Annotated in this window: 24 protein-coding genes and 1 riboswitch; of the genes, 19 read left to right on the forward strand and 5 right to left on the reverse strand. The window is 61.2% G+C overall.

What is annotated here, in order from left to right:
- The first annotated feature begins 61 nt into the window (after nt 1-61).
- Nucleotides 62-790 carry a C40 family peptidase gene (locus tag AO388_RS25680; protein WP_003369635.1) on the forward strand — a complete coding sequence of 243 codons (729 nt, stop codon included), beginning with the start codon at nt 62-64 and terminating at the stop codon, nt 788-790.
- A gap of 89 nt (nt 791-879) precedes the next feature.
- Nucleotides 880-1425 (forward strand): C40 family peptidase, encoded by a 546-nt coding sequence (locus tag AO388_RS25685; RefSeq protein WP_003369637.1) that lies wholly within the window; start codon nt 880-882, stop codon nt 1423-1425.
- Between the two features lie 147 nt (nt 1426-1572).
- Here AO388_RS25685 and AO388_RS25690 read toward each other — a convergent pair whose 3' ends face one another.
- Nucleotides 1573-2901, reverse strand: coding sequence for a PQQ-dependent sugar dehydrogenase (locus AO388_RS25690; RefSeq protein WP_058417410.1), 1329 nt, complete (start codon nt 2899-2901; stop codon nt 1573-1575).
- A 119-nt stretch (nt 2902-3020) separates the two neighbouring features.
- Nucleotides 3021-3234: riboswitch (cobalamin riboswitch) on the forward strand.
- A gap of 91 nt (nt 3235-3325) precedes the next feature.
- Between AO388_RS25690 and cobO the strand changes: the two genes are divergently transcribed.
- The 13 genes from cobO (at nt 3326) to AO388_RS25750 (ending at nt 14176) form a co-directional block, all read left to right on the forward strand.
- Nucleotides 3326-3937: a cob(I)yrinic acid a,c-diamide adenosyltransferase gene (gene cobO, locus AO388_RS25695; RefSeq protein WP_003369640.1), complete on the forward strand. Its 612-nt coding sequence runs from the start codon at nt 3326-3328 to the stop codon at nt 3935-3937.
- Between the two features lie 25 nt (nt 3938-3962).
- On the forward strand, nt 3963-5258 hold the full coding sequence (locus AO388_RS25700) for a cobyrinate a,c-diamide synthase (RefSeq protein WP_003434375.1): 1296 nt from the start codon (nt 3963-3965) through the stop codon (nt 5256-5258).
- On the forward strand, nt 5255-5905 hold the full coding sequence (gene bluB, locus AO388_RS25705) for a 5,6-dimethylbenzimidazole synthase (RefSeq protein WP_058417411.1): 651 nt from the start codon (nt 5255-5257) through the stop codon (nt 5903-5905). The genes AO388_RS25700 and bluB overlap by 4 nt, the downstream gene beginning before the upstream one ends.
- Nucleotides 5902-6810 (forward strand): adenosylcobinamide-phosphate synthase CbiB, encoded by a 909-nt coding sequence (cbiB, locus tag AO388_RS25710; RefSeq protein WP_058417412.1) that lies wholly within the window; start codon nt 5902-5904, stop codon nt 6808-6810. Before bluB ends, cbiB begins: the two co-directional genes overlap by 4 nt.
- Complete coding sequence (gene cobD / locus AO388_RS25715; protein WP_003434378.1) at nt 6803-7807, forward strand: threonine-phosphate decarboxylase CobD; 1005 nt, start codon at nt 6803-6805, stop codon at nt 7805-7807. The genes cbiB and cobD overlap by 8 nt, the downstream gene beginning before the upstream one ends.
- Nucleotides 7804-9264, forward strand: coding sequence for a cobyric acid synthase (locus AO388_RS25720; RefSeq protein WP_058417413.1), 1461 nt, complete (start codon nt 7804-7806; stop codon nt 9262-9264). Before cobD ends, AO388_RS25720 begins: the two co-directional genes overlap by 4 nt.
- Nucleotides 9265-9786 carry a bifunctional adenosylcobinamide kinase/adenosylcobinamide-phosphate guanylyltransferase gene (gene cobU, locus AO388_RS25725; protein WP_003434380.1) on the forward strand — a complete coding sequence of 174 codons (522 nt, stop codon included), beginning with the start codon at nt 9265-9267 and terminating at the stop codon, nt 9784-9786.
- Nucleotides 9783-10835, forward strand: a complete 1053-nt coding sequence (gene cobT / locus AO388_RS25730) for a nicotinate-nucleotide--dimethylbenzimidazole phosphoribosyltransferase (protein ID WP_058417414.1) — start codon at nt 9783-9785, stop codon at nt 10833-10835. The genes cobU and cobT overlap by 4 nt, the downstream gene beginning before the upstream one ends.
- On the forward strand, nt 10832-11404 hold the full coding sequence (gene cobC, locus AO388_RS25735) for an alpha-ribazole phosphatase family protein (protein WP_003434382.1): 573 nt from the start codon (nt 10832-10834) through the stop codon (nt 11402-11404). Before cobT ends, cobC begins: the two co-directional genes overlap by 4 nt.
- 1 nt (nt 11405) lies before the next feature.
- A complete protein-coding gene (locus AO388_RS25740; protein ID WP_058417415.1) occupies nt 11406-12137 on the forward strand; it encodes an adenosylcobinamide-GDP ribazoletransferase in 732 nt (243 codons plus the stop codon).
- A gap of 98 nt (nt 12138-12235) precedes the next feature.
- Nucleotides 12236-13444 carry an MFS transporter gene (locus AO388_RS25745; RefSeq protein WP_058417416.1) on the forward strand — a complete coding sequence of 403 codons (1209 nt, stop codon included), beginning with the start codon at nt 12236-12238 and terminating at the stop codon, nt 13442-13444.
- On the forward strand, nt 13441-13563 hold the full coding sequence (locus tag AO388_RS29970; RefSeq protein ID WP_003369667.1) for a hypothetical protein: 123 nt from the start codon (nt 13441-13443) through the stop codon (nt 13561-13563). Before AO388_RS25745 ends, AO388_RS29970 begins: the two co-directional genes overlap by 4 nt.
- Nucleotides 13564-13624: 61 nt before the next feature.
- Nucleotides 13625-14176, forward strand: a complete 552-nt coding sequence (locus AO388_RS25750) for a glutathione peroxidase (RefSeq protein WP_003369669.1) — start codon at nt 13625-13627, stop codon at nt 14174-14176.
- 212 nt (nt 14177-14388) lie between these two features.
- Here AO388_RS25750 and AO388_RS25755 read toward each other — a convergent pair whose 3' ends face one another.
- From AO388_RS25755 to AO388_RS25765, 3 genes are all read right to left on the reverse strand, one after another.
- Nucleotides 14389-15672: an OmpP1/FadL family transporter gene (locus tag AO388_RS25755; RefSeq protein WP_074808934.1), complete on the reverse strand. Its 1284-nt coding sequence runs from the start codon at nt 15670-15672 to the stop codon at nt 14389-14391.
- 241 nt (nt 15673-15913) lie between these two features.
- Nucleotides 15914-16132 carry a hypothetical protein gene (locus AO388_RS25760; RefSeq protein ID WP_002554588.1) on the reverse strand — a complete coding sequence of 73 codons (219 nt, stop codon included), beginning with the start codon at nt 16130-16132 and terminating at the stop codon, nt 15914-15916.
- A 481-nt stretch (nt 16133-16613) separates the two neighbouring features.
- Nucleotides 16614-16919, reverse strand: a complete 306-nt coding sequence (locus tag AO388_RS25765) for a hypothetical protein (RefSeq protein ID WP_003369674.1) — start codon at nt 16917-16919, stop codon at nt 16614-16616.
- A gap of 752 nt (nt 16920-17671) precedes the next feature.
- Here AO388_RS25765 and rmuC point away from each other — a divergent pair.
- Together rmuC and AO388_RS29975 are read left to right on the forward strand one after the other, a co-directional pair.
- Entirely contained in the window at nt 17672-19036 is a 1365-nt protein-coding gene (gene rmuC, locus AO388_RS25770) for a DNA recombination protein RmuC (RefSeq protein WP_161429162.1), read from the forward strand.
- Between the two features lie 199 nt (nt 19037-19235).
- Nucleotides 19236-19358, forward strand: a complete 123-nt coding sequence (locus AO388_RS29975; protein ID WP_003418154.1) for a PA1414 family protein — start codon at nt 19236-19238, stop codon at nt 19356-19358.
- A gap of 85 nt (nt 19359-19443) precedes the next feature.
- Here the strand turns inward: AO388_RS29975 and AO388_RS25775 are convergent, their stop codons facing one another.
- Nucleotides 19444-19743 (reverse strand): hypothetical protein, encoded by a 300-nt coding sequence (locus AO388_RS25775; protein ID WP_003369678.1) that lies wholly within the window; start codon nt 19741-19743, stop codon nt 19444-19446.
- A 225-nt stretch (nt 19744-19968) separates the two neighbouring features.
- On the opposite strand from AO388_RS25775, the gene AO388_RS25780 reads away from it, so the two are divergent.
- A complete protein-coding gene (locus AO388_RS25780; protein WP_058417418.1) occupies nt 19969-20568 on the forward strand; it encodes a tRNA-uridine aminocarboxypropyltransferase in 600 nt (199 codons plus the stop codon).
- A 100-nt stretch (nt 20569-20668) separates the two neighbouring features.
- Nucleotides 20669-21628, forward strand: coding sequence for a DMT family transporter (locus tag AO388_RS25785; RefSeq protein WP_003434388.1), 960 nt, complete (start codon nt 20669-20671; stop codon nt 21626-21628).
- Nucleotides 21629-21635: the final 7 nt, after the last annotated feature.

Below are 21635 nucleotides of genomic sequence, written 5' to 3' on the forward strand. Positions count from 1 at the left end.
CAAATCACCTTCATAAAAGGCATAGTCTCGCCATCTTAACTAGTCAGCCACGGTTGTGCCCATGCAAGTTGTTCGCTTCGCACCCCTCGTGCCTCTCGCACTCGTTACATTTCTCTTCGGTTGCTCGGCCAATATGCCGGTCGCACAGCAGGAACAGGCCCAGCCAGTTCCACGCTATCAGAGCGCAATCAATGCCAACGCCCAGTCCGCAGCCCGTCGCGCCGACGCGGCAGTCCTGCAGGACGAGCTCGCTACCGAAGACGAACTGGCCCAGTTCGCTGATAACAAGTCTTACCAACTGCCGGCCCTGGCCGACAGCATCCTGGAGCGTGGCAAGTCGCTGATCGGCACACGCTACAAGTTCGGCGGCACGTCGACTTCTTCGGGTTTCGATTGCAGCGGCTTCATCGGTTATCTGTTTCGCGAAGAGGCCGGCATGAGCCTGCCACGTTCCACGCGTGAAATGATCAACGTCAACGCACCTCTGGTGGCGCGCAACAAGCTTCAGCCGGGCGATGTGCTGTTCTTCAGTACTCGCGGTCGCGGTCAGGTCAGCCACGCAGCGATCTACGCCGGTAATCGGCAGTTCATCCACTCCAGCAGTCGCCGCAGCGGCGGTGTGCGCATCGACAGCCTCGATGACGCCTACTGGAGCAAGACCTTCATCGAGGCCAAGCGGCCCCTGGCGATGGCCCCGGGTACTGTTGCAGTAAAATCGACACCTGAAGTAACGCAGACAACGGCGATGACTTCGACTACAGTCAAGACCGCGCCCAAGCGGCGTAAATAAATAGAACGCGCAGTACAAGACCTTCGGGTCTTTCTGCGTTTTTGAGCTTCTCGGCAGCGTAAGCCGCATCCGGATAGGTTGTTGTGGTTATGTCGATTGCGTTGCGCCTGTTAGTCATTTCTGTTGCTGCGTTGCTCGGTGCCTGCGCCAGCGCGCCGCCCCCGCCCAAAGCGCCCCGGATCGTTCAGCGTCCGGTGGTCACTGCTCCTCCCCAGATTCTTTCTCCAGCTGCCGAAGACGTGCTGTTTCGTGCGTTGGGGCTGGTTGGCACGCCTTATCGCTGGGGCGGCAACACGCCTGACTCCGGTTTCGATTGCAGCGGTCTTATAGGTTACGTCTATCGTGACGCGGCTGGCATTTCCCTGCCACGTTCCACGCGCGAGATGATCGTGATGGGCGCACCGAATATTCGCCGCGAGCAACTGCAGTCAGGTGATCTGGTGTTCTTTGCCACGTCAGGTGGTTCGCAGGTGTCGCATGCGGGGATTTACGTGGGCGAAGGCCGCTTCGTGCATGCGCCGGCCACCGGCGGCACGGTGAAGCTCGACAGTCTCGACAAGCCTTACTGGCAGAGAGCCTACCTCAACGCCAAGCGCGTGATTCAGCCGTCCAGTCTGGCGCAGAATCGGCCCTAGGCAGGACGCTGATCAGCGGCTCCCCCCAGCTCCAGCCTCAGGATCGGACGCAGAGCGTCCAGAAAGGCGTGTCCACGCTGGGGATCGCCTCAGCTGTGTCGGCCTCTTCGCGAGCAAGCTCGCTCCCACAGGGATCACCGCTCGGCGTTACTGAGCAGCCTTGGCTGATGTCACGCGCCAGATCTTGTTGCCGACATCGTCCGCCACCAGCAAACCGCCGCGCTGGTCATTGACCACGCCAACCGGACGGCCCATGGCTTTTTCATCCTTGTTGAGGAAGCCGGTCAACACATCGACCGGTGTGCCGTTGGGTTTGCCGCCACTGAATGGAATGAACACCACCTTATAGCCGCTGTGCGGTTTGCGGTTCCATGAGCCGTGCTGGCCAATGAACAGGCCTTCGTTGAACGGTGCAGCCAGTGTCTTGCCGTCGGCGAACACCAGGCCCAGCGAAGCGGTGTGCGGACCGACTGCGTAATCCGGGGCAATCGCCTTGGCGACCAGGGCCGGGTTCTGCGGCTTGACGCGCTCGTCGACATGCTGGCCGTAGTAGCTGTAAGGCCAGCCGTAGAATGCGCCGTCCTGCACCGAGGTGACGTAGTCAGGCACCAGATCGCTGCCGATCTCGTCGCGCTCGTTGACCGCCGTCCACAGTTTGCCGGTCTTCGGCTCCCAATCCATGCCGTTGGGGTTGCGCAGGCCCGACGCGAAGATCCGGTGGTTGCCGGTGGCCGCGTCCACTTCCCAGATCGCCGCACGACCCTCTTCCTCGTCCATGCCGTTTTCGGCCACGTTGCTGTTGGAGCCCACGGTCACGTACAGCTTGCTGCCATCCTTGTTGGCGATGACATTCTTGGTCCAGTGGTGATTGAGCGTGCCGCCCGGCAGGTCGACCACCTTGGTCGCCTGCGCGCTGATCGAGGTCTGCCCTGATTCATATGGGAAGCTGATCAGGCGATCGGTATCGGCGACATACAGCTTGTTGCCCACCAGGGTCATGCCGAACGGCGAATTGAGGTTTTGCAGGAAAACCGTGCGCGTCTCTGCCACACCGTCCTTGTCTACGTCGCGCAGCAACGTGATGCGGTTGGCGCTGGGCACACCGGCACCGGCGCGGCCCATGACTTTTTCCATCACCCAGCCGCGAATGCCTTTGGAGTCATCCGGTTTGGCGGGCGAATTGGTTTCTGCGACCAGCACGTCACCGTTGGGCAACACATACAGCCAGCGCGGGTGGTCGAGGTTTTCGGCGAACGCAGCCACTTGTGTGCCCGGCGCGGCGACCGGCTTGGCGCCTTTTTCCCAGCCTACGGCAGGGGCGATGTTGACGGTCGGGATCAGCGTCTTGTTGGGCTCCGGCAGCTTGGGCGAGGGGCCTGTTCCATCCGAGACTTGCAGTCTCGAAGACTCGCCGCAGGCAGCGAGGCCGCCGGCGACCAGAAGCAACACTGCGTAGTGGGGTCTGAGTTTGAACATTGTCGATCTCCATTAACAAGGGCATGGTCCAGTAACTGATAGAGGCACCGCCAACCCGCTAGGTTCAATCGCGTTCCGCGGCGACGGTGTCGATTGACGCTCCCGGTCCAACCCTCTACCCTTCGCGGTTTGTTTCAGGTGCTCTGCAATCCCAGATTGGCAGAGTGAAACAGGGAAGCCGGTGTGGGTCGACAGATCCGATCCCGGCGCTGCCCCCGCAACGGTAAATGAGTCAAGGCTGTGCCTGACGCCACTGTGTTTCGACATGGGAAGGCGCGCAGCCGGGGTGACCCGCTCATGAGCCCGGAGACCGGCCTGAATCACTCAATGACATCACGGAGGGTGATGTTCTGTGCAGGGCGTTGCCGTGCTGTCCAGTGCTGTCCTTCCGTCTGTTGTCGCCTGCCCCGAGCGGAGAACCCAGATGAACGAATCCCCCGAACGCGACGAACGCCATCTGGCGCGCATGCAGCGCAAGAAAGCCGTCATGGACGAGCGTATCGCCAGCTCGCCCAACGAGTGCGGCCTGCTGCTGGTATTGACCGGCAATGGCAAGGGCAAGAGCAGCTCGGCATTCGGCATGCTCGCCCGCGCCATGGGCCACGACATGCAGTGTGGTGTGGTGCAGTTCATCAAGGGCCGCAACAGCACGGGCGAAGAAATGTTTTTCCGCCGTTTCCCCGAGCAGGTGCGCTATCACGTAATGGGTGAGGGCTTCACCTGGGAAACCCAGGATCGCCAGCGCGACATCGCCGCCGCCGAAGCCGCCTGGGCCGTGTCTCAGGAAATGCTTCGCGATCCGGCCATTGGTCTGGTGGTGCTCGACGAACTGAACATCGCCCTCAAACATGGCTACCTCGACCTTGAACAAGTGCTCAGCGACCTGCAGGCACGTCCGCCGATGCAGCATGTATTGGTGACTGGCCGCGGTGCCAAAGCCGAATTGATCGACCTGGCCGATACCGTTTCCGAGATCGGCGTGGTCAAGCACGCGTTTCAGGCCGGTATTCGTGCGCAGAAAGGTATCGAGCTGTGAACCCTTCATCATTGAGCGCATTGCAATGAGAGCCCCGCGTGATTGTCCGGCGGTATTGATCGCTGCGCCTGCCTCCGGGCAAGGCAAAACCACGGTGACCGCTGCACTGGCACGCTTGCACCGCAACCAGGGGCGCAAGGTCCGGGTGTTCAAGTGCGGCCCGGACTTTCTTGACCCGATGATTCTTGAGCGGGCCAGTGGTGCGCCGGTCTATCAACTGGACATGTGGATGGTCGGTGCCGATGAAAGCCGTCGCCTGTTGTGGGAGGCGGCTGACGAGGCGGACCTGATTCTGATCGAAGGGGTCATGGGGCTGTTCGACGGCACGCCGTCGAGCGCCGACCTGTCCCGGCATTTTGGCGTGCCGGTACTCGGTGTGATCGACGGCACGGCCATGGCGCAGACGTTTGGCGCACTGGCGCTGGGCCTGGCGCGCTATCAGCCTGATCTGCCGTTCGCCGGCGTGCTGGCCAATCGCGTCGGCACGGTACGCCATGCGCAGTTGCTGGAGAACAGCCTGACCGAAGGCCTGCGCTGGTACGGCGCACTGTCCCGGGAAGTCGGCTTCGAATTGCCCAGCCGTCATCTGGGGTTGGTCCAGGCCAGTGAGCTCAATGATCTGGACGTGCGTCTGGACATGGCTGCTGCGGCGCTGGCCAGCACCTGTGAAGTGGCTTTGCCGCCGGCCGTGACCTTTACGGCGCCCGACCCGGTTCATGTCGAACCGCTGCTGCGCGGCGTACGCATTGCCATCGCACGCGATGAAGCCTTTGCCTTTCTGTATGGCGCGAGCCTGGAACTGCTGAGGAACATGGGCGCCGAGCTGAGTTTCTTCTCGCCGGTCCATGATCGCGAGCTTCCCGAGGCCGACAGCCTGTACCTGCCCGGTGGCTACCCGGAGCTGCACCACGTGGCGTTGGCCGCCAATGGCACAATGCAGGCTTCGATCAGGGCTCACCATATTGCCGGCAAGCCGATTCTTGCCGAGTGCGGCGGCATGCTCTATTTGCTCGAAGCCCTGACCGATGTCGAGGGCGTGCGCGCCGAACTGGTCGGCTTGCTGTCCGGTGAAGCGGTCATGCAGAAGCGTCTGGCGGCGCTGGCCTTGCAGGCCGTCGAGCTGCCCGAGGGCACGCTGCACGGCCATACCTATCACCACTCGCTGACCAGCACCGAGCTGCAGCCGATTGCGCGTGGCGTCAGCCCCAATGGCGGGCGCGGCGCAGAAGCGGTCTATCGTTTGGGTCGTCTGACCGCGTCCTACGTGCATTTCTATTTTCCTTCCTGCCCCCGGGCGATTGCGGCGCTGTTCAAACCATGACCGAGCAAGCGTTCAGCCCCGAAGAGCGGGCTGCGGTGTACCGCGCTATCGCCGAACGTCGCGACATGCGCCACTTCATCGGTGGTGCGGTCGCACCCGAGCTATTGGCGCGCGTGCTCGAAGCTGCGCATCAGGCTCCCAGCGTCGGGCTGATGCAGCCGTGGCGCTTCATCCGCATCAGCGATCCGCTATTGCGCGCCAGGATGCAGGCGCAGGTAGAGGAGGAGCGTATTCGTACCGCCGAGGCGCTGGGGGAGCGAACCGACGAGTTCATGAAGCTCAAGGTCGAAGGCATCAACGACTGCGCAGAAGTGCTGGTCGCCGCGCTGATGGAAGGGCGTGAGCAACACATTTTCGGGCGTCGCACCTTGCCCGAAATGGACATGGCATCGCTGTCCTGCGCGATCCAGAACCTGTGGCTGGCATCGCGTGCAGAAGGCCTGGGCATGGGCTGGGTGTCGCTGTTCGACCCCGAGGCATTGGCCGAACTGCTGGGCATGCCTGACGGCGCGAAGCCGCTGGCGATCATTTGCCTGGGGCCGGTCAAGGAATTCTATCCTGCGCCAATGCTGGTGATGGAAGGCTGGGCGCAGGCGCGTCCGCTGCACGAGCTGCTGTACGAGAATCAATGGGGAGTGAATCAATGAGTGTGGCGCTGTTGAGCGTCGCCGGGGTCGCGCTGGATGCGCTGCTCGGTGAGCCAAAACGATGGCATCCGCTGGTGGCGTTCGGCAACTTCGCCAATCGGGTCGAGCAGCGTTTCAACAGTGGCGGCCGTGGCTGGCGCAGTCACGGCGTTACCGCCTGGGTCATCACCGTTGTGCCGCTGACGCTGCTGGCCACGCTGCTGAGCTGGTTGCCTGGCGTGGGCTGGCTGTTCGAGATTCTGGCGCTGTATGGCGCGCTGGGCATGCGCAGTCTGGGCGAGCACGTTCAGCCGGTGGCGCAAGCGCTGCGCAGTGATGATCTGGTTGAAGCACGTCTGCGGGTCGGTTATCTGGTCAGTCGCCAGACCACTGAGCTGGACGCTACCGAAGTCGCCCGCGCAGCCACCGAGTCGGTGCTGGAGAACGGCAGCGATGCGGTGTTCGCGGCGGTGTTCTGGTTTGTCGTGGCCGGTGCGCCCGGCGTGGTGCTGTACCGGCTGAGCAATACGCTGGACGCCATGTGGGGCTATCGCAACGAGCGCTTTGAGCGTTTTGGCTGGGCTGCGGCGAAGATCGACGATCTGCTCAACTATATTCCCGCACGTCTTGTGGCATTGACTTACGCCTTGTTGGGCAAGACCCGACTGGCGCTGCGTTGCTGGCGTACGCAGGCTCCGGCCTGGGACAGTCCGAATGCCGGTCCGGTGATGGCCGCTGGCGCAGGCGCGCTGGGTGTCGAACTGGGTGGCGCGGCGATCTACCACGGCGAGTTGCATCAGCGTCCGCAACTGGGTGAGGGTGCGCCTGCCGACGCGGACTCGATCGATCGCGGCTGGCAACTGGTGCAGCGCGGCGTCTGGTTATGGCTGCTGGTCATCTGCGTGGCGGCTGAATTTTATGCTTGAGCACGGCGGGCGGTTGCGCGCGGCGGCGCAGCATTACGGTATTCAGCTAGCCGACTGGCTGGACCTGTCCACCGGGATCGCGCCCTGGTCGTGGCCCATCCCGGAGATTCCGACGCGTGCCTGGGCGCGGTTGCCCGAGACCGACGATGGTCTGGAAGCGGCGGCCTGCACGTATTACGGTGTGTCCCGGTTATTGCCGGTGTCTGGTTCGCAGGCCGCGATTCAGGCACTGCCGCGGGTGCGCAGCGGGGGGCGAGTTGGCGTTCTGTCGCCCTGCTACGCAGAGCACGCGCATGCCTGGCGCAAGAACGGTTTCGTGGTCCGTGAGGTGGGTGAGCAGGAGGTCGACTACTTCCTCGACAGCCTGGACATACTGGTAGTGGTCAACCCCAACAACCCGACCGGTCTGCACCTGAGCGCCGAGCGCTTGCTGGAGTGGCATGCGCGACTGGCCGAGCGCGGTGGCTGGCTGGTCGTCGATGAAGCGTTCATGGATAACACGCCGGGCATGAGCCTGGCGGCCGAAACGGGGCGCAGCGGGCTGATCGTCCTGCGCTCGTTTGGCAAGTTTTTCGGCCTGGCTGGCGTGAGGCTCGGTTTTGTCATGGCCGAGCCGGTGCTGTTGAGGATGCTGGCGCAGGAAATCGGCCCCTGGTCGGTCAGTGGGCCAACCCGGATCATCGGTCAGGTGTGCCTCAGTGATCAGCAGGGGCAGGCGCGTCAACGTGAGCGCTGTGACCAGGCCCGCGACCGGCTGGTGGCGTTGCTCGACCGCTACGCTCTGACACCGCAAGGCGGCTGTGCGCTGTTCCAATGGCTGGTGACCCCTGAGGCGCAGACGCTCTATGAGTTTTGTGCGCGGCGCGGCGTGCTGCTGCGTCTGTTCAAGGGTGACACCTCCGAGTCGTCCAGTCTGCGTTTCGGTCTGCCCCGCGACGAGGCCGACTGGCTGCGGCTGCACGATGTTCTGCTTGAATACCGCAAGGAATACCCATGAGCACGCTGATGGTACAAGGCACCACCTCCGATGCCGGCAAAAGCACTCTGGTGACGGCCCTGTGCCGCTGGCTGACTCGTCAGGGCGTCAAGGTCGTGCCGTTCAAGCCGCAGAACATGGCGCTCAACAGCGCGGTGACTGCAGACGGCGGCGAGATCGGCCGCGCGCAGGCCGTGCAGGCGCAGGCGTGCTACCTCGAACCGCACACCGACATGAACCCGGTGCTGCTCAAGCCCAACAGTGACACGGGCGCGCAGGTGATCATTCACGGCCGTGCAGTGACCACCATGAACGCGGTGGCGTATCACGGCTACAAAGAGATCGCCATGCAGGCGGTGCTGGAATCCCATCGGCGCCTGGGTGAAAGCTACCCGGTGATCGTGGTCGAGGGCGCGGGTTCTCCGGCCGAGATCAACCTGCGCGCCAACGATATCGCCAACATGGGCTTTGCCGAGGCGGTCGACTGCCCGGTGCTGCTGATTGCCGATATCAATCGTGGCGGGGTGTTTGCCCATCTGGTCGGCACCCTCGAGCTGCTGTCGCCCGGTGAGCAGGCGCGGGTCAAGGGTTTCATCATCAACCGTTTTCGCGGTGACATCGCCTTGTTGCAGCCGGGTCTGGACTGGCTGGAAGCACGCACCGGCAAGCCGGTGGTTGGCGTGCTGCCCTACGTGATGGACCTGCACCTCGAAGCCGAAGACGGCCTGGACCAGCGCCAGACCGACAAGGTCGAGCATGTGCTGAACGTGGTGGTCCCGGTGCTGCCTCGCATCAGTAATCACACTGATTTCGACCCGCTGCGCCTGCACCCTCAGGTCAATCTGCAGTTCATCGGTCCCGGCCAGGCGATTCCTCCTGCTGACCTGATCATTCTGCCCGGCTCGAAAAGCGTGCGCAGCGATCTGAACTACCTGCGCAACAATGGCTGGGACACCGCCATCGAGCGGCATTTGCGTTATGGCGGCAAGCTGATGGGGATCTGCGGCGGCCTGCAAATGCTCGGTGAGCAGGTGCACGATCCTCTCGGGCTGGAAGGCGCAGCCGGGTCCAGCGCCGGGTTTGGCCTACTGGCAATGAGCACGGTGCTGGAAGCGGAAAAGCAACTGCGCAATGTGCGCGGTCGTCTGACCCTGGAAGACGCCGAGGTCATCGGCTACGAAATTCATGCCGGGGTAACGACAGGGCCGGCGCTGGAGCAGGCTGCCGTGCAACTGGACGACGGGCGTTGCGATGGCGCGCAGAGTGTCGACGGGCAGGTGCTCGGGACTTACCTGCACGGCCTGTTCGAATCACCTGCGGCCTGTAGCGCGTTACTGCGCTGGGCGGGGTTGGCGAACGTGCAGTCCGTCGACTATCACGCCCTGCGCGAGCGCGACATCGAACGTCTGGCGGACCTGGTGGAAAAACACCTGGACGGCCCATTGCTTCGCGAACTGTGTGGCCTGGAGGCGAACTGAATGCTGCAATTGATCCTCGGCGGCGCGCGCTCCGGCAAGAGTCGCCTGGCGGAAAAACTGGCCGCCGACAGCACGCTGAAGGTGACCTACATCGCCACCAGTCAGCCTCTGGACGGCGAAATGAATCAGCGTGTTGCCAGTCATCGCGCACGCCGTCCCGAGCACTGGGGGTTGGTCGAAGAGCCGATCGAGCTGGCGCGGATGCTGCGCGAAAATGCGGCGCCCGATTGCTGCCTGCTAGTCGATTGCCTGACCCTCTGGCTGACCAATCTGCTGATGCTCGACAACCCCGAGCGCTTGCTTCAAGAACGTGAATCCCTGCTCGACAGCCTTGCCGGGCTGCCGGGTGAAATCATTTTTGTCAGCAACGAAACCGGGCTTGGCGTCGTGCCGCTCGGCGAACTGACCCGTCGCTATGTCGATGAAGCCGGCCTGTTGCATCAGGCGCTGGCCGAGCGTTGCCAGCGTGTCGTGTTGACCGTTGCCGGCTTGCCCCTGACGTTGAAAGGAACCGCGCTATGAGTAATTCCTGGTGGCTCAAGCCTGCACAGGCCATTGATGTACCGATGCGCGAGGCGGCACTGGCCCGTCAGCAGCAACTGACCAAACCCGCCGGTTCGCTGGCGCAATTGGAGCGCCTGGCGGTACAGCTGGCCGGTTTGCAAGGGCGTGAGCGTCCGTCCGCCGATCAACTGTGGATCGCGATTTTTGCCGCTGATCATGGTGTCGTCGCTGAAGGTGTGTCGGCGTATCCACAGGAAGTCACCGGGCAGATGCTGCACAACTTCGTCAACGGCGGCGCCGCGATCAGCGTGCTGGCGCGTCAGCTCTCCGCGCAACTGGACGTGGTCGATCTGGGCACTCTGTCGCCAATGGATTTGCCCGGGGTGCGCCATCTGCGCATTGGCGCGGGCACCGCCAATTTTGCCTACGGGCCGGCCATGAGTGTCGAGCAGGGGCTCGCTGCCCTGCAGGCCGGGCGTGACAGCGTATTGCGCGCCAAGGCTGTCGGCACTGAACTGTTCATCGGCGGCGAGATGGGCATCGGCAACACCACAGCCGCCAGCGCAGTCGCCTGCTCGTTGCTGGAGTGCGCTGCGCCGTTGCTGGTCGGACCCGGTACCGGGCTGAACGCCGAGGGCATTCAGCACAAGACTCATGTCATCGAGCGCGCACTGGCATTGCACGCCGATCAGGCGGGAGACCCGTTGAACAGCCTGTTCTGCCTGGGCGGCTTCGAAATCGCCGCGCTGACCGGTGCGTACCTGGCCTGCGCGCAGGAAGGTATTGCGGTACTGGTCGACGGTTTCATTTGCAGCGCGGCCGCGCTGGTAGCGGTGCGCCTGAATCCTTCCTGCCGCAACTGGCTGTTGTTCGGTCATCGGGGCGCCGAACCGGGCCATCGGCATCTGCTGGAAACGCTGCAGGCCGAACCGCTGCTGGACCTCGGTTTGCGTCTGGGCGAGGGCAGCGGTGCCGCACTGGCTGTGCCGCTGGTACGCCTGGCGTGCGAGCTGCACAGCGGCATGGCGACGTTTGCCGAAGCGGCTGTGGCGGATCGCCCCGCATGACCTTGCACCTGGACCTGTTGCGGCACGGCGAAACCGAACTGGGCGGCGGCCTGCGCGGCAGTCTCGACGACGCGCTGACCGAGTCTGGCTGGCAGCAGATGCGTGCGGCGGTGGTCGATGGCGGCCCTTGGACGCGGATTGTCAGCTCGCCGCTGCAACGTTGCGCACGTTTCTCCGAAGAGCTGGCGCAGCGCTTGTCGTTGCCTCTGCACCTGGAGCCAGGTTTGCAGGAGCTGCATTTCGGCGACTGGGAAGGGCACAGCCCTGCGCAACTCATGGAAACCGATGCGCAGGGCCTGGGTCTGTTCTGGGCGGACCCCTACGCGTTCACACCCCCCAACGGCGAGCCGGTGCTGGATTTCTCGAGCCGGGTATTGAGTGCCATTGAGCGTCTGCATCAGGCTTACGCCGGTGAGCGCGTGTTGCTGGTCAGTCATGGCGGTGTCATGCGCTTGCTGGTGGCGCAGGCGCGTGGTTTGCCGCGTGAGCAACTGTTGCAGGTGGTGGTCGGGCATGGCGCGCTGTTGTCGATTCAGGTCGCTGCTGATCGCGTACTCACGGAGATCTGAGATGCTGCCGTTCTGGATCGCCCTGCAATTTCTCGGCAGCCTGCCGATCAGACTGCCGGGCATGCCGCGCCCTGAAGAGCTAGGACGCTCCTTGCTGTACTACCCGTTGGTCGGGGCGGTGTTCGGCACGCTGCTGCTGGGCTTCAACACCTTGCTCAGTGGTACGCCGCTCATGCTGCACGCCGCGCTGGTACTCAGTGCCTGGGTATTGCTCAGCGGCGGCCTGCATCTGGACGGTCTGGCCGACAGTGCTGACGCCTGGCTGGGCGGCTTCGGTGACCGTGAACGCACCTTGAAGATCATGAAGGACCCACGCAGCGGGCCTATCGCCGTGGTCACGCTGGTCTTGGTGTTGCTGCTCAAGTTTGCTGCGATTCTGGCGCTGATCGAGAGCCATGCCAGTGTCTGGCTGCTGTTGGCGCCGGTGATCGGGCGCGCGGCCATGCTTGGGCTGTTTCTGGGAACGCCGTATGTGCGTTCCGGGGGATTGGGGCAGGCGCTCGCCGATCACCTGCCGCGTGGCCCTGGACGCAAGGTTTTGGCCGCCACTGCCATTGTGTGCGTGCTGCTCGCCGGCTGGTCAGGGGTAGCTGTATTGCTGGTCTGCGCCGTTTGTTTCTTCTGGCTGCGGCAGTTGATGATGCGCCGTCTGGGCGGCTGCACCGGCGATACGGCCGGGGCATTGCTTGAGCTGCTGGAATTGGCGGTGCTGCTGACGCTGGCGCTGCTTTGAGACCCTGCACAACGCTTTGTTGACAGCTTTTACCGGCAGCGCGTAGCTTCGCGAATTGCGGGTCAAACCATGTAACACAAAGCGCAGGGAGCTTAACCATGACATCGATCTGGCGTACCAGTGGCTGGGTTCTGCTGGGCAGTGCGTTGATTCTTGCGCTTTCGCTGGGTACGCGGCACGGCTTCGGTCTGTTTCTGGCACCCATGAGTGCCGAGTTTGGCTGGGGGCGTGAAGTCTTTGCCTTTGCCATCGCCCTGCAGAATCTGATGTGGGGCTTGGCGCAGCCCTTCGCCGGGGCGCTGGCAGATCGATTCGGGGCGGCGAAAGTTGTCTCCGTCGGCGGTGTGCTGTATGCAGCAGGTCTGCTGTGTATGAGTACCGCCGATTCTTCCCTCAGCCTTTCATTGAGCGCCGGTCTGCTGATCGGTATCGGTCTGTCCGGCACATCGTTTTCGGTCATCCTGGGGGTCGTGGGGCGTGCGCTGCCTGCGGAAAAACGCAGTATGGGCATGGGGATCGCCAGCGCCGCCGGCTCATTCGGTCAGTTCGCCATGCTGCCCGGTACATTGGGTTTGATCAGCTGGCTGGGCTGGTCCGGCGCCTTGCTGGTGCTGGGTGTGATGGTGGCGTTGATCCTGCCTCTGGTGGGCATGCTCAAGGATACGCCGAGTGTATCCACCGGCGTCGAACTGACCCTCGGCGAGGCGCTACGCGAGGCGTGCTCGCATTCGGGGTTCTGGCTGTTGGCGCTGGGGTTCTTTGTCTGCGGTTTTCAAGTGGTCTTCATTGGCGTGCACTTACCGGCCTACCTGGTGGATCAGCACTTGCCCGCCAAGGTTGGCACTACAGTGCTGGCCCTGATTGGCCTGTTCAATATCTTCGGCACCTATACCGCAGGCTGGCTGGGCGGGCGCATGTCCAAACCCCGGCTGCTGACTGTGCTTTACCTGTTGCGCGCGGTGGTGATCGTGCTGTTTCTCTGGATACCCTTGAGCCAGACCACGGCGTATCTGTTCGGCGTGGCGATGGGCTTGCTGTGGCTGTCGACCGTGCCGCTGACCAACGGTACGGTTGCGACACTGTTCGGTGTGCGTAACCTGTCGATGCTGGGCGGCATCGTCTTTCTGTTTCACCAGTTGGGCGCCTTCCTCGGTGGCTGGCTGGGCGGGCTGGTGTATGACCGCACCGGCAGCTACGACCTGATCTGGCAAGTCTCGATTCTGCTGAGTCTGCTCGCGGCGGCGCTCAATTGGCCGGTGCGCGAGCGCCCGGTGGCGCGCTTGCAGGCGCAGGGCAGTCTGGCATGAGTCGGCGATGGCCTTTGCTGATGGCACTGCTGGTGGGCGCGGTGGTGCTGGGATTGCTCTGGTGGGCCTGGCAGCATGTCGGGCTGGCCGCTCTGCAACTGGGAATGGGCGCTTGCTAGGCAGACGCTCTGGCATGGGGTAGCGTGTCGGCAGACGACAACAATATTCAGGGCCGCCATGATGAACATTCGCTTTCTTTCGATCCCTCTTTTGCTGCTGGCCGTGAGCGGTGCAGCAATGGCTGCCGACTGCCCGCCATTGCTGCAAGGCGAATTGCCCAAGCTGCGCGCCAAGGAAAACATCGACCTGTGCAAACGCTTCGCCGGCAAGCCGCTGGTGGTGGTCAATACTGCCAGCTTCTGCGGCTTCGCCCCGCAGTTCAAAGGTCTTGAAGAGCTGAGTCAGCGCTACAAGGGGCAGGGGCTCGAGGTGTTGGGCGTGCCGTCCAATGATTTCAAACAGGAAGCCAAGGATGGTGAGGAGACCGCCAAGGTCTGCTACGTCAACTATGGCGTGACCTTCACCATGACCGAGCCGCAGGCGGTACGCGGTGACGATGCGACCCACTTGTTCAAGGTGCTGGCCGAGCAGAGCAGTGCGCCGCGCTGGAACTTTTACAAATACGTGGTTGATCGCCAGGGCAAGGTCATCGCCAACTTCTCCAGCATGACCAAGCCGGATGATCCGGAGCTGATCGCAGCCATTGAGAAGGCGATTGCGTCGAAGCCTTAGGGGGCAAAAAAGGGCGGTTTGAGTCTTGTCTGAATCGACCTGGCATCGCAAACCCTTGTGTGACGCGGAGCGCCACAAAGAGGACGCAGAGCGCCCAGAACTGCATGCCGACGTGGAGCATCGGCACGCTAGTCAATCAATGCAGGTCTGAGCGCTCCAGGCACGCAATAAAAAAGCCCGCAACCATCACTGGTTGCGGNTGGCAGTTGCTATCAGAAGCGATAGGTAACCGAAGTGCCCAGGCCGTGAGCGGTGTTGCGGTAGTCGGCGCTGTACGAGCCTTTAGACGGGCTGCTGTCGCGGATCTTGGTTTCGTCTTCACGCAGGTACGAATACGCCACGTCGATGGTCAGGTCGTCGGTCGGGCTCCAGCCTGCACCGAAGCTGATGATCTTGCGATCGCCGGTCGGGATGCGTGGGGAGCGGTTGACGTTGTTGGTCGGCGACTGATCAACGGAGAAGCCGGTGCGCAGCGTCCACTCTTTATTGACCTTATACGACGCACCGATGGCGTGTGCCCAGGTGTCGTGCCAGTTCTGTTCTTCGGTGATGGTGCCGATTGGGCCTGCGGAACCGCCCAGCAGGGCAGGGACGCCATCGTTGTTGACGGTGATGTCTTGCAGGCGGCTCCAGCGAGTCCAGGTACTGCCGGCGTAGACCGTCCAGTTCTCGTCGATCTGCTGGGTGATGGAGAAGTCCACGGACTCAGGCGTGGAGATGTCCAGCGAAGCGTCATACTTCTGACCGCCGAACGGACCAAAGCCCGAACCTTCGATCTTGGTCTTGCCCTTGAGCTTGTAATCGACCTTGGAGTGGTAAGTCAGGCCCAGGCGGGTGGTGTCGGTAGCCTGGACCAGAATGCCGGCATTGAAGCCGACTGCGGTGTCATCGCCTTCGATCTTCACCTTGCCGTCGTTACGGCCAAGCGAGCTAGTATTCAGGGTCGCAGAGGTCAGCTCGCCGTCGATACGGTTGATCGTCGGGCCGAAACCGATGGAGACCTTGTCGTTGAATGCATAACTGACGGTCGGCTGGAAGGTCACGACCTGGACGTGACTCTTGTCGCCAAAATAGCGGCCAGCGAAGCCTTTTTCGTAATCAGTGACCAGGCCGAACGGTACGTACACGCCCAGACCAAATGCCCAGTGATCATCGATTGGTTTGACGTAGTAGCCCATGGGTACGCCGACCACCGGAACCATATCGCCGTCGTTGCTGCCGCCAAATGTGCCACGACCGTTGTCGATGTCGGTCTTGGCGATCACGGCAGCTGCGCCGACGCTGATTTGTTCGCGTTTGATGCGGGACATACCGGCAGGGTTGCCGAATACGGTGCTTGCGTCATCGGCTGACGAGGAGCGACCTGCAAAGCCGGTGCCCATGCCGCTGATGCTTTGTTCGTTGAGGGCAAAGCCGGCAGCGAGCAGTTGAGAAGAGGCCAGACCCAATGCGAGTCCAAGCGTTGTCCGGTTCAGTGCTTTTGTCATTATTTTCATTATTAGAACTCCTTGTTGTTCACCGGTCGAAAATTACCAACATTTTCGACGGCGCGCTATAGGCTGAGGAGCCCGATTTAGAGCTATTCTTGTAGGACAATCCCATCAAGGGAGTAGGAATTGCAATTTAGAGCAAGTTCCAGTGCTGCAGGCATTGTGTGATGCAGACGATACAAAGCGCGCATAAAAAAAGCCCCGCCTTTGCAGTGCGGGGCTTTCGGCTTGCGGTGCAGCGTTTTCGTCAGGCGATGAGGGCCTGACGGGTACGCTCGATCACGGCCTGCAGCGGCTCGGCGCTGGCGTACTGATCGGGGTACAGGCGTTCGCTGTGGCGGGCGATGCCGTGTTCATTGACGATGGTGAAGCTGAAGCAGCCTTTGCGAGCGGCCATGATCAGGCAGTTCATCGGGGCAAAAGCATTGGTCAATGTGTGAATTGCATGTTGAGTCTGAGTATTCATATTCAAGGTGTTTCCTGAAGCAACACGGAACAATACCGTGCAAAAATAAAGATTCCAGTAAACGCGGGCCGACATTTGATACAAAAGCCTGGCTGGGCGGAGAACCTGACTGGAACAAAGACAGGCAGTTGAAGCGCGCTTTATCGTATGGCGCTCTGGCTGACCGGTAGGTACTTAGGAGGGCAGGCAACACAACAGGAGCAAAGGTTCTACGCTCCGGGTGAAGATCCTGATCAATTGCAGGCTGGTTGAAGCAGACCATGAGAGCCATGACTGCACTGTCACCCCAAATGGTGCATCAGCGCGAGAGGTTCATGTCTGGAAACCATCGAGGTGGTCGATCCCTTGTTGCCAACATTCTCGTCGCATGGAGGAGTGTCTGTCGGGGGACTTGTCGACCGGAATTGATTTTCAGCTTGGTACTAACGGCGGCGATATTACCCGCCTCATCGGAACATTGCAAGTGGCAGTGAATGAATCTTCACCAGTGCCCGACCAGTCGATAGATCAGTACGGTAACCGATGCAACCATCGAGCAGCCCAGCAGGTAGGCGGCTACGGTCAGCCGTAGTGACCTGCGGCTTTCGATGGCGCGCATGATATCGCCTGTCGCGTTGATACGCCCGTTGCTCAGATCGCTGCAGATGATCAGCATCAGGGCAATCGCCGACAGCAGCACGCTGTAGGCGAACACGCCGCCGTCCGGGGGTGGCAGTACGATACTGACTGCCAGGGCGACGAGGCAGACGGCCAACAACAGCAGGAAGAACCTGGCGATCTCCTTCATGGATTCCTTCACTGAATCGTTGGTGAATTAGGGTGAGGTGCATTTTTGCCAGTGCTTGGACCGCGGGTTGTGCAATTTGTCGCCTGCGTCGCTTTCATCGCCCCGAATAATGCTCGAAATGCGTCGTCAGCCCTGTCGATCCAGCACCTGAAAACCTGCTGAAAGCCTTGTATTCATTGAGAATACGTTGCAATTGAGCAAACATTACATGACGCGTGAAATGATGAAAAAGGGGCATGCTCATGAGTTGTGCACATTAGCGGCACAAGCTGCCACATCACTGTCACAACCGAAGCTAAGGGTTTGATTTATGATGGTGAATTATTAAGTCAATGAAAAACATCGTTTTTTTTAGCTGGTGAAAAAATCGTCAGTTTGAGCGCAGGCCCCATGCTGCTTGCGTTTGCGGAAGTTAAAGGGGGGTTGTCCACTGAGTTATCCACAGCTTCTGTGGATTGTCCCGCGCAAAATGTCCCCCTAATAGGGGCTGTGTGCCGCGCTGAAAACGCGTACAATCCGTTCCCCCGATTTACCCCCGCCTGTTGATCCCGTCTCACCCGAGACGATGTTTCTGCTGCACTATCACGCTCTACCCAAACTGCCGCTGGCCCTTATTATTCAGCCCGCATGGAGTCTTTATGGCACTGGACCTGAACAGCCTGTTACTGGGGCTTGGCGCAGCAGCATTGCCCTTGCTGGGCCTGCTCTGGCATTTGCAGCGCCGTCTGGCCGCTCGCCAGGCTGAGAGCGCCCTGCTCGACGAGCGTCTGAGCATGGCGCAAATGGCGCAGGAGGGTCTCAATGCCCAGCTGGATGCGTGCCGTGACGAGGTCAGCGACCTCAGTCAGGCCAATGCGGCCAAGCAGGCTGACCTTGCGGCATTGCGCCGCGAGGTCGAGTTGCTGCGCCAGGAAAGCGATAACGCGCGCGAAACGGCGCAGGACTGGAATCATGAACGTGCCGCCAGAGAGGCGGAGTTGCGCCGTCTTGATGCGCAGTGTGCCGCGCTTAACGCTGAGTTGCGCGAACAGCAGGATGGCCATCAGCAGCGCCTGAACGATTTGCAGGGTTCCCGGGATGAACTGCGCGCGCAGTTCGCCGAACTGGCGGGCAAGATTTTCGATGAGCGCGAGCAGCGCTTCGCCGAGACCAGCCAGCAGCAGTTGGGCCAATTGCTCACGCCGCTCAAGGAACGTATCCAGTCGTTCGAAAAGCGTGTCGAGGAAAGTTACCAGAACGAAGCGCGCGAACGCTTCTCCCTGGCCAAGGAGCTGGAACGTCTGCAGCAGTTGAATCAGCGTTTGAGTGATGAGGCGACCAACCTGACACGCGCCTTGAAGGGGCAGAAGACCCAGGGCAACTGGGGCGAGTTGATCCTGGAACGCGTGCTGGAGCATGCCGGGCTTGAAAAGGGCCGTGAGTACCAGACGCAAATCAGCCTCAAGGGGCCGGACGGTGAGCGCTTTCAGCCTGACGTGCTGATCATGTTGCCGGGCGACAAGCAGGTGGTGGTCGACGCCAAGGTCAGCCTGACGGCCTACCAGCAATATGTGTCTGCCGATGACGAGGTGATTGGACAGGCTGCGCTGAAGCAGCACGTACTGTCGTTGCGTAACCATGTCAAAGGCTTGTCGGGCAAGGATTACAAGCGTCTAGAAGGGCTTCACAGTCTGGATTTCGTTCTGCTTTTCGTGCCGATCGAAGCGGCTTTTTCTGCCGCCTTGCAGGCCGAGCCGAATCTGTTTCAGGAAGCCTTCGACCGCAACATCGTGATTGTCAGCCCCACGACCCTGCTGGCCACGTTGCGGGTGATTGACAGCTTGTGGAAGCAGGAGCGTCAGAGCCAGAACGCCCGTGAGATCGCCGAGCGGGCAGGCTGGCTATACGACAAGTTCGTATTGTTCATTCAGGATCTGGATGAGGTAGGCAACCGCCTGCAACAGCTGGATAAGGCCTATTCGGCAGCGCGCAACAAGCTCACCGAAGGGCGCGGTAACCTGATCAGCCGCAGCGAACAACTCAAACTGCTCGGTGCGCGGGCCAGCAAGAGTCTGCCCGCCGATTTACTGGAGCGGGCGATGACCGATAATGATGGCCTGATCAGCCCGCCGGACTGAGCTGCTCGAATCGTCGGCGTAATGTTCAGTAACAGGCCGTCCGTCGCAAAGACTAGAAGCGATCCTGCACAAATGTCACATTGGCTCCATCGGGAAAATTGTTTCTCGTTGCACTCGGCTAACAGTTCATTTGCTTCTATGATCTCTAGTGAGTGATGAGTACGGATTGACTGCCGGGTATTTCCCTCAAGGGGGCTCTATGAATAGCAAACTGCAAGAATGGCTCCACGATGTAGGCGTTGCACTGGGTCTGATAGAACGCCCAAAACTGCAACCCATTCCGGTTCGTGCCGATGACGATCGTCGCCGTCAACGCCGGTAAGCTTCTCGCCTGATCCTGGCCACAGGGTAGTGCGCATGTTGAGTTTCGTCGGGGCGCACAGGGCGTCCCGATACAAGAGCCGGCGCTAATGCTGATGCCCGGGCTCGTTCTTCGGCTCTATCGAGCCCTTTTCCGTCTCCTGCAATAAAATCAGTCCTATGATCCTGTGCAACGCAAACTGTCCGGGGCTGGCGATCACCGCTGTCCTGATGGTTTCCGTGAGTGTGAAGCCGAGGGCTTCCTTCAGTTCGAGGAAAAACAGCTCGATATCATCGTCATCAAGGGCCAGATCGGCGAGCGTGGCGTCATCCTGAATCGCGCTCTTGTCCACTAGAATGATGCCTAGGGCGTTGAATACCTTTTGCCTGATCTCTTCGCGATTCATGAAAGCCCCTGATGTGGATCTTGTCAGATACAACAGGCGTACTTCATTTCTCCAGCCCAGACCCATGAGGCTAGCTCAAATCGCCGTTGCGGCTGTGGATTGCCCCGCCGTTACGGTGCCGATTTGTTTAAAATGCAGGGCTGTTCGACAGGCGGTTGGTGGCAACGCTGATTCGTTGTGCCGTGCAGCACCTTTAACCTTGTGAGATTGACCGAGTACTGATCCATGTCCCGCGCCCGTTGTGAGCGTTGTCTGCGTCCTGCCACGCATTGTCTGTGCGCCCTGATTCCGCAGCTGGACAGCCGCACGCGAGTGTTGATCCTGCAGCATCCCGATGAAGTCGGCCATGCCTTGAACACCGCCCGACTGGCCGCGCTCGGTCTGGTCAACGCGCAGTTGTTGGTGGGCGAAGTGTTCGACGATCTGCAGCAGATTCTGAATCCGCCCGGCTATCAGCCTCGATTGCTGTTTCCGGGTGAGGCTGCGCAGACGCTGACGCCTTATGCGCAGGATTCACTGCCCATGCTGCTGGTCGTGCCGGATGGCACGTGGCGCAAGGCGCGCAAACTGCTGCACCTCAACCCCTTGCTCGCCGAGCTGCCAAGGGTGACGCCGGGCGACGTGCCTGTTTCGCGTTATCGCTTGCGCAAGGCGCCGGGCCCGGAAGCCTTGTCGACACTTGAGGCCATCGTGCATACCTTGCAGATGCTGGAAGCACCCACCTCGTTCGAGGCGTTGCTCAAGCCGTTCGATGCGTTGATCGAAGGTCAGATTCAGGCCATGGGCAGTGAGACCTACCAGCGCAATCACGGCGGCCAGCGGTAAGGAACACAATTTGCGCCGTTAACTGCATCCAGCTGTAACTGTTGCTTTGCCGATCAGCGCCTAGAATGAGTGTTCTGTTCTATCTCTTGCGGAAGTTGCGATGCACATCTCGTCTGGTCGCTGGGTCTATGGCCTTTGTCTGTCACTGTTGACCGCGCTGCTGTGGGGGATTTTGCCGATCAAGCTCAAGCAGGTGCTGCAGGTGATGGATCCGGTGACCGTGACCTGGTTCCGTCTGGCTGTGTCCGGGGCGCTGTTGTTCATCTGGCTGGCGTCGGTCAAACGCCTGCCCAGTTTCAAGGTGCTGGGACGCAAGGGCAGGGTGCTGGTCGGGCTGGCCGTGTTCGGTCTGGTCGGCAACTATGTGCTCTATCTCATTGGCTTGCGGTTGCTGAGCCCGGGTACCACACAATTGCTGGTTCAGGTCGGTCCGATTTTTCTGTTGATCAGCAGCATCTTTCTGTTCAAGGAGCGTTTCAGTCTGGGGCAGGGCATCGGTCTGGCGGTGCTGCTGGTGGGCTTCGGGTTCTTTTTCAATCAGCGGCTGGTGGAGCTTTTCACCTCGTTGGGCGATTACACCCTGGGCGTACTGGTGGTGCTCCTGGCCTCGACCATCTGGACGTTCTACGGGTTGAGTCAGAAGCAGCTTCTGACGGTATGGAATTCGCTGCAGGTGATGATGGTGATCTACCTGTTTTGCGCCCTGTTGCTCACGCCGTGGGCGCACCCTGCCGAGGCGTTGTTGTTAAGCCCGTTGCAGGGCTGGCTGCTGCTGGCCTGCTGTCTGAATACGCTGGTGGCTTACGGTGCCTTCGCTGAAGCGCTGGCGCACTGGGAGGCCTCGCGGGTCAGTGCGACGCTCGCGCTGACGCCCTTGGTCACGCTGACCGCCGTGGCGGTTGCCGCCTGGCTGTGGCCGGACTACGTGCAGGCTGAAGAGTTGAACATGCTGGGTTATGGCGGTGCGCTGCTGGTGGTGGCAGGGTCGGCGCTGACGGCGCTTGGCCCCTCGCTGGTCGCCGGGCTAAGGGCACGCAAGGCGCGGCTGGCGCAGGCCTGACGTGCGG

Origin of the sequence: Pseudomonas sp. ICMP 10191 (assembly GCF_001467335.1) — a bacterium.
Taxonomy (GTDB): domain Bacteria; phylum Pseudomonadota; class Gammaproteobacteria; order Pseudomonadales; family Pseudomonadaceae; genus Aquipseudomonas; species Aquipseudomonas cerasi.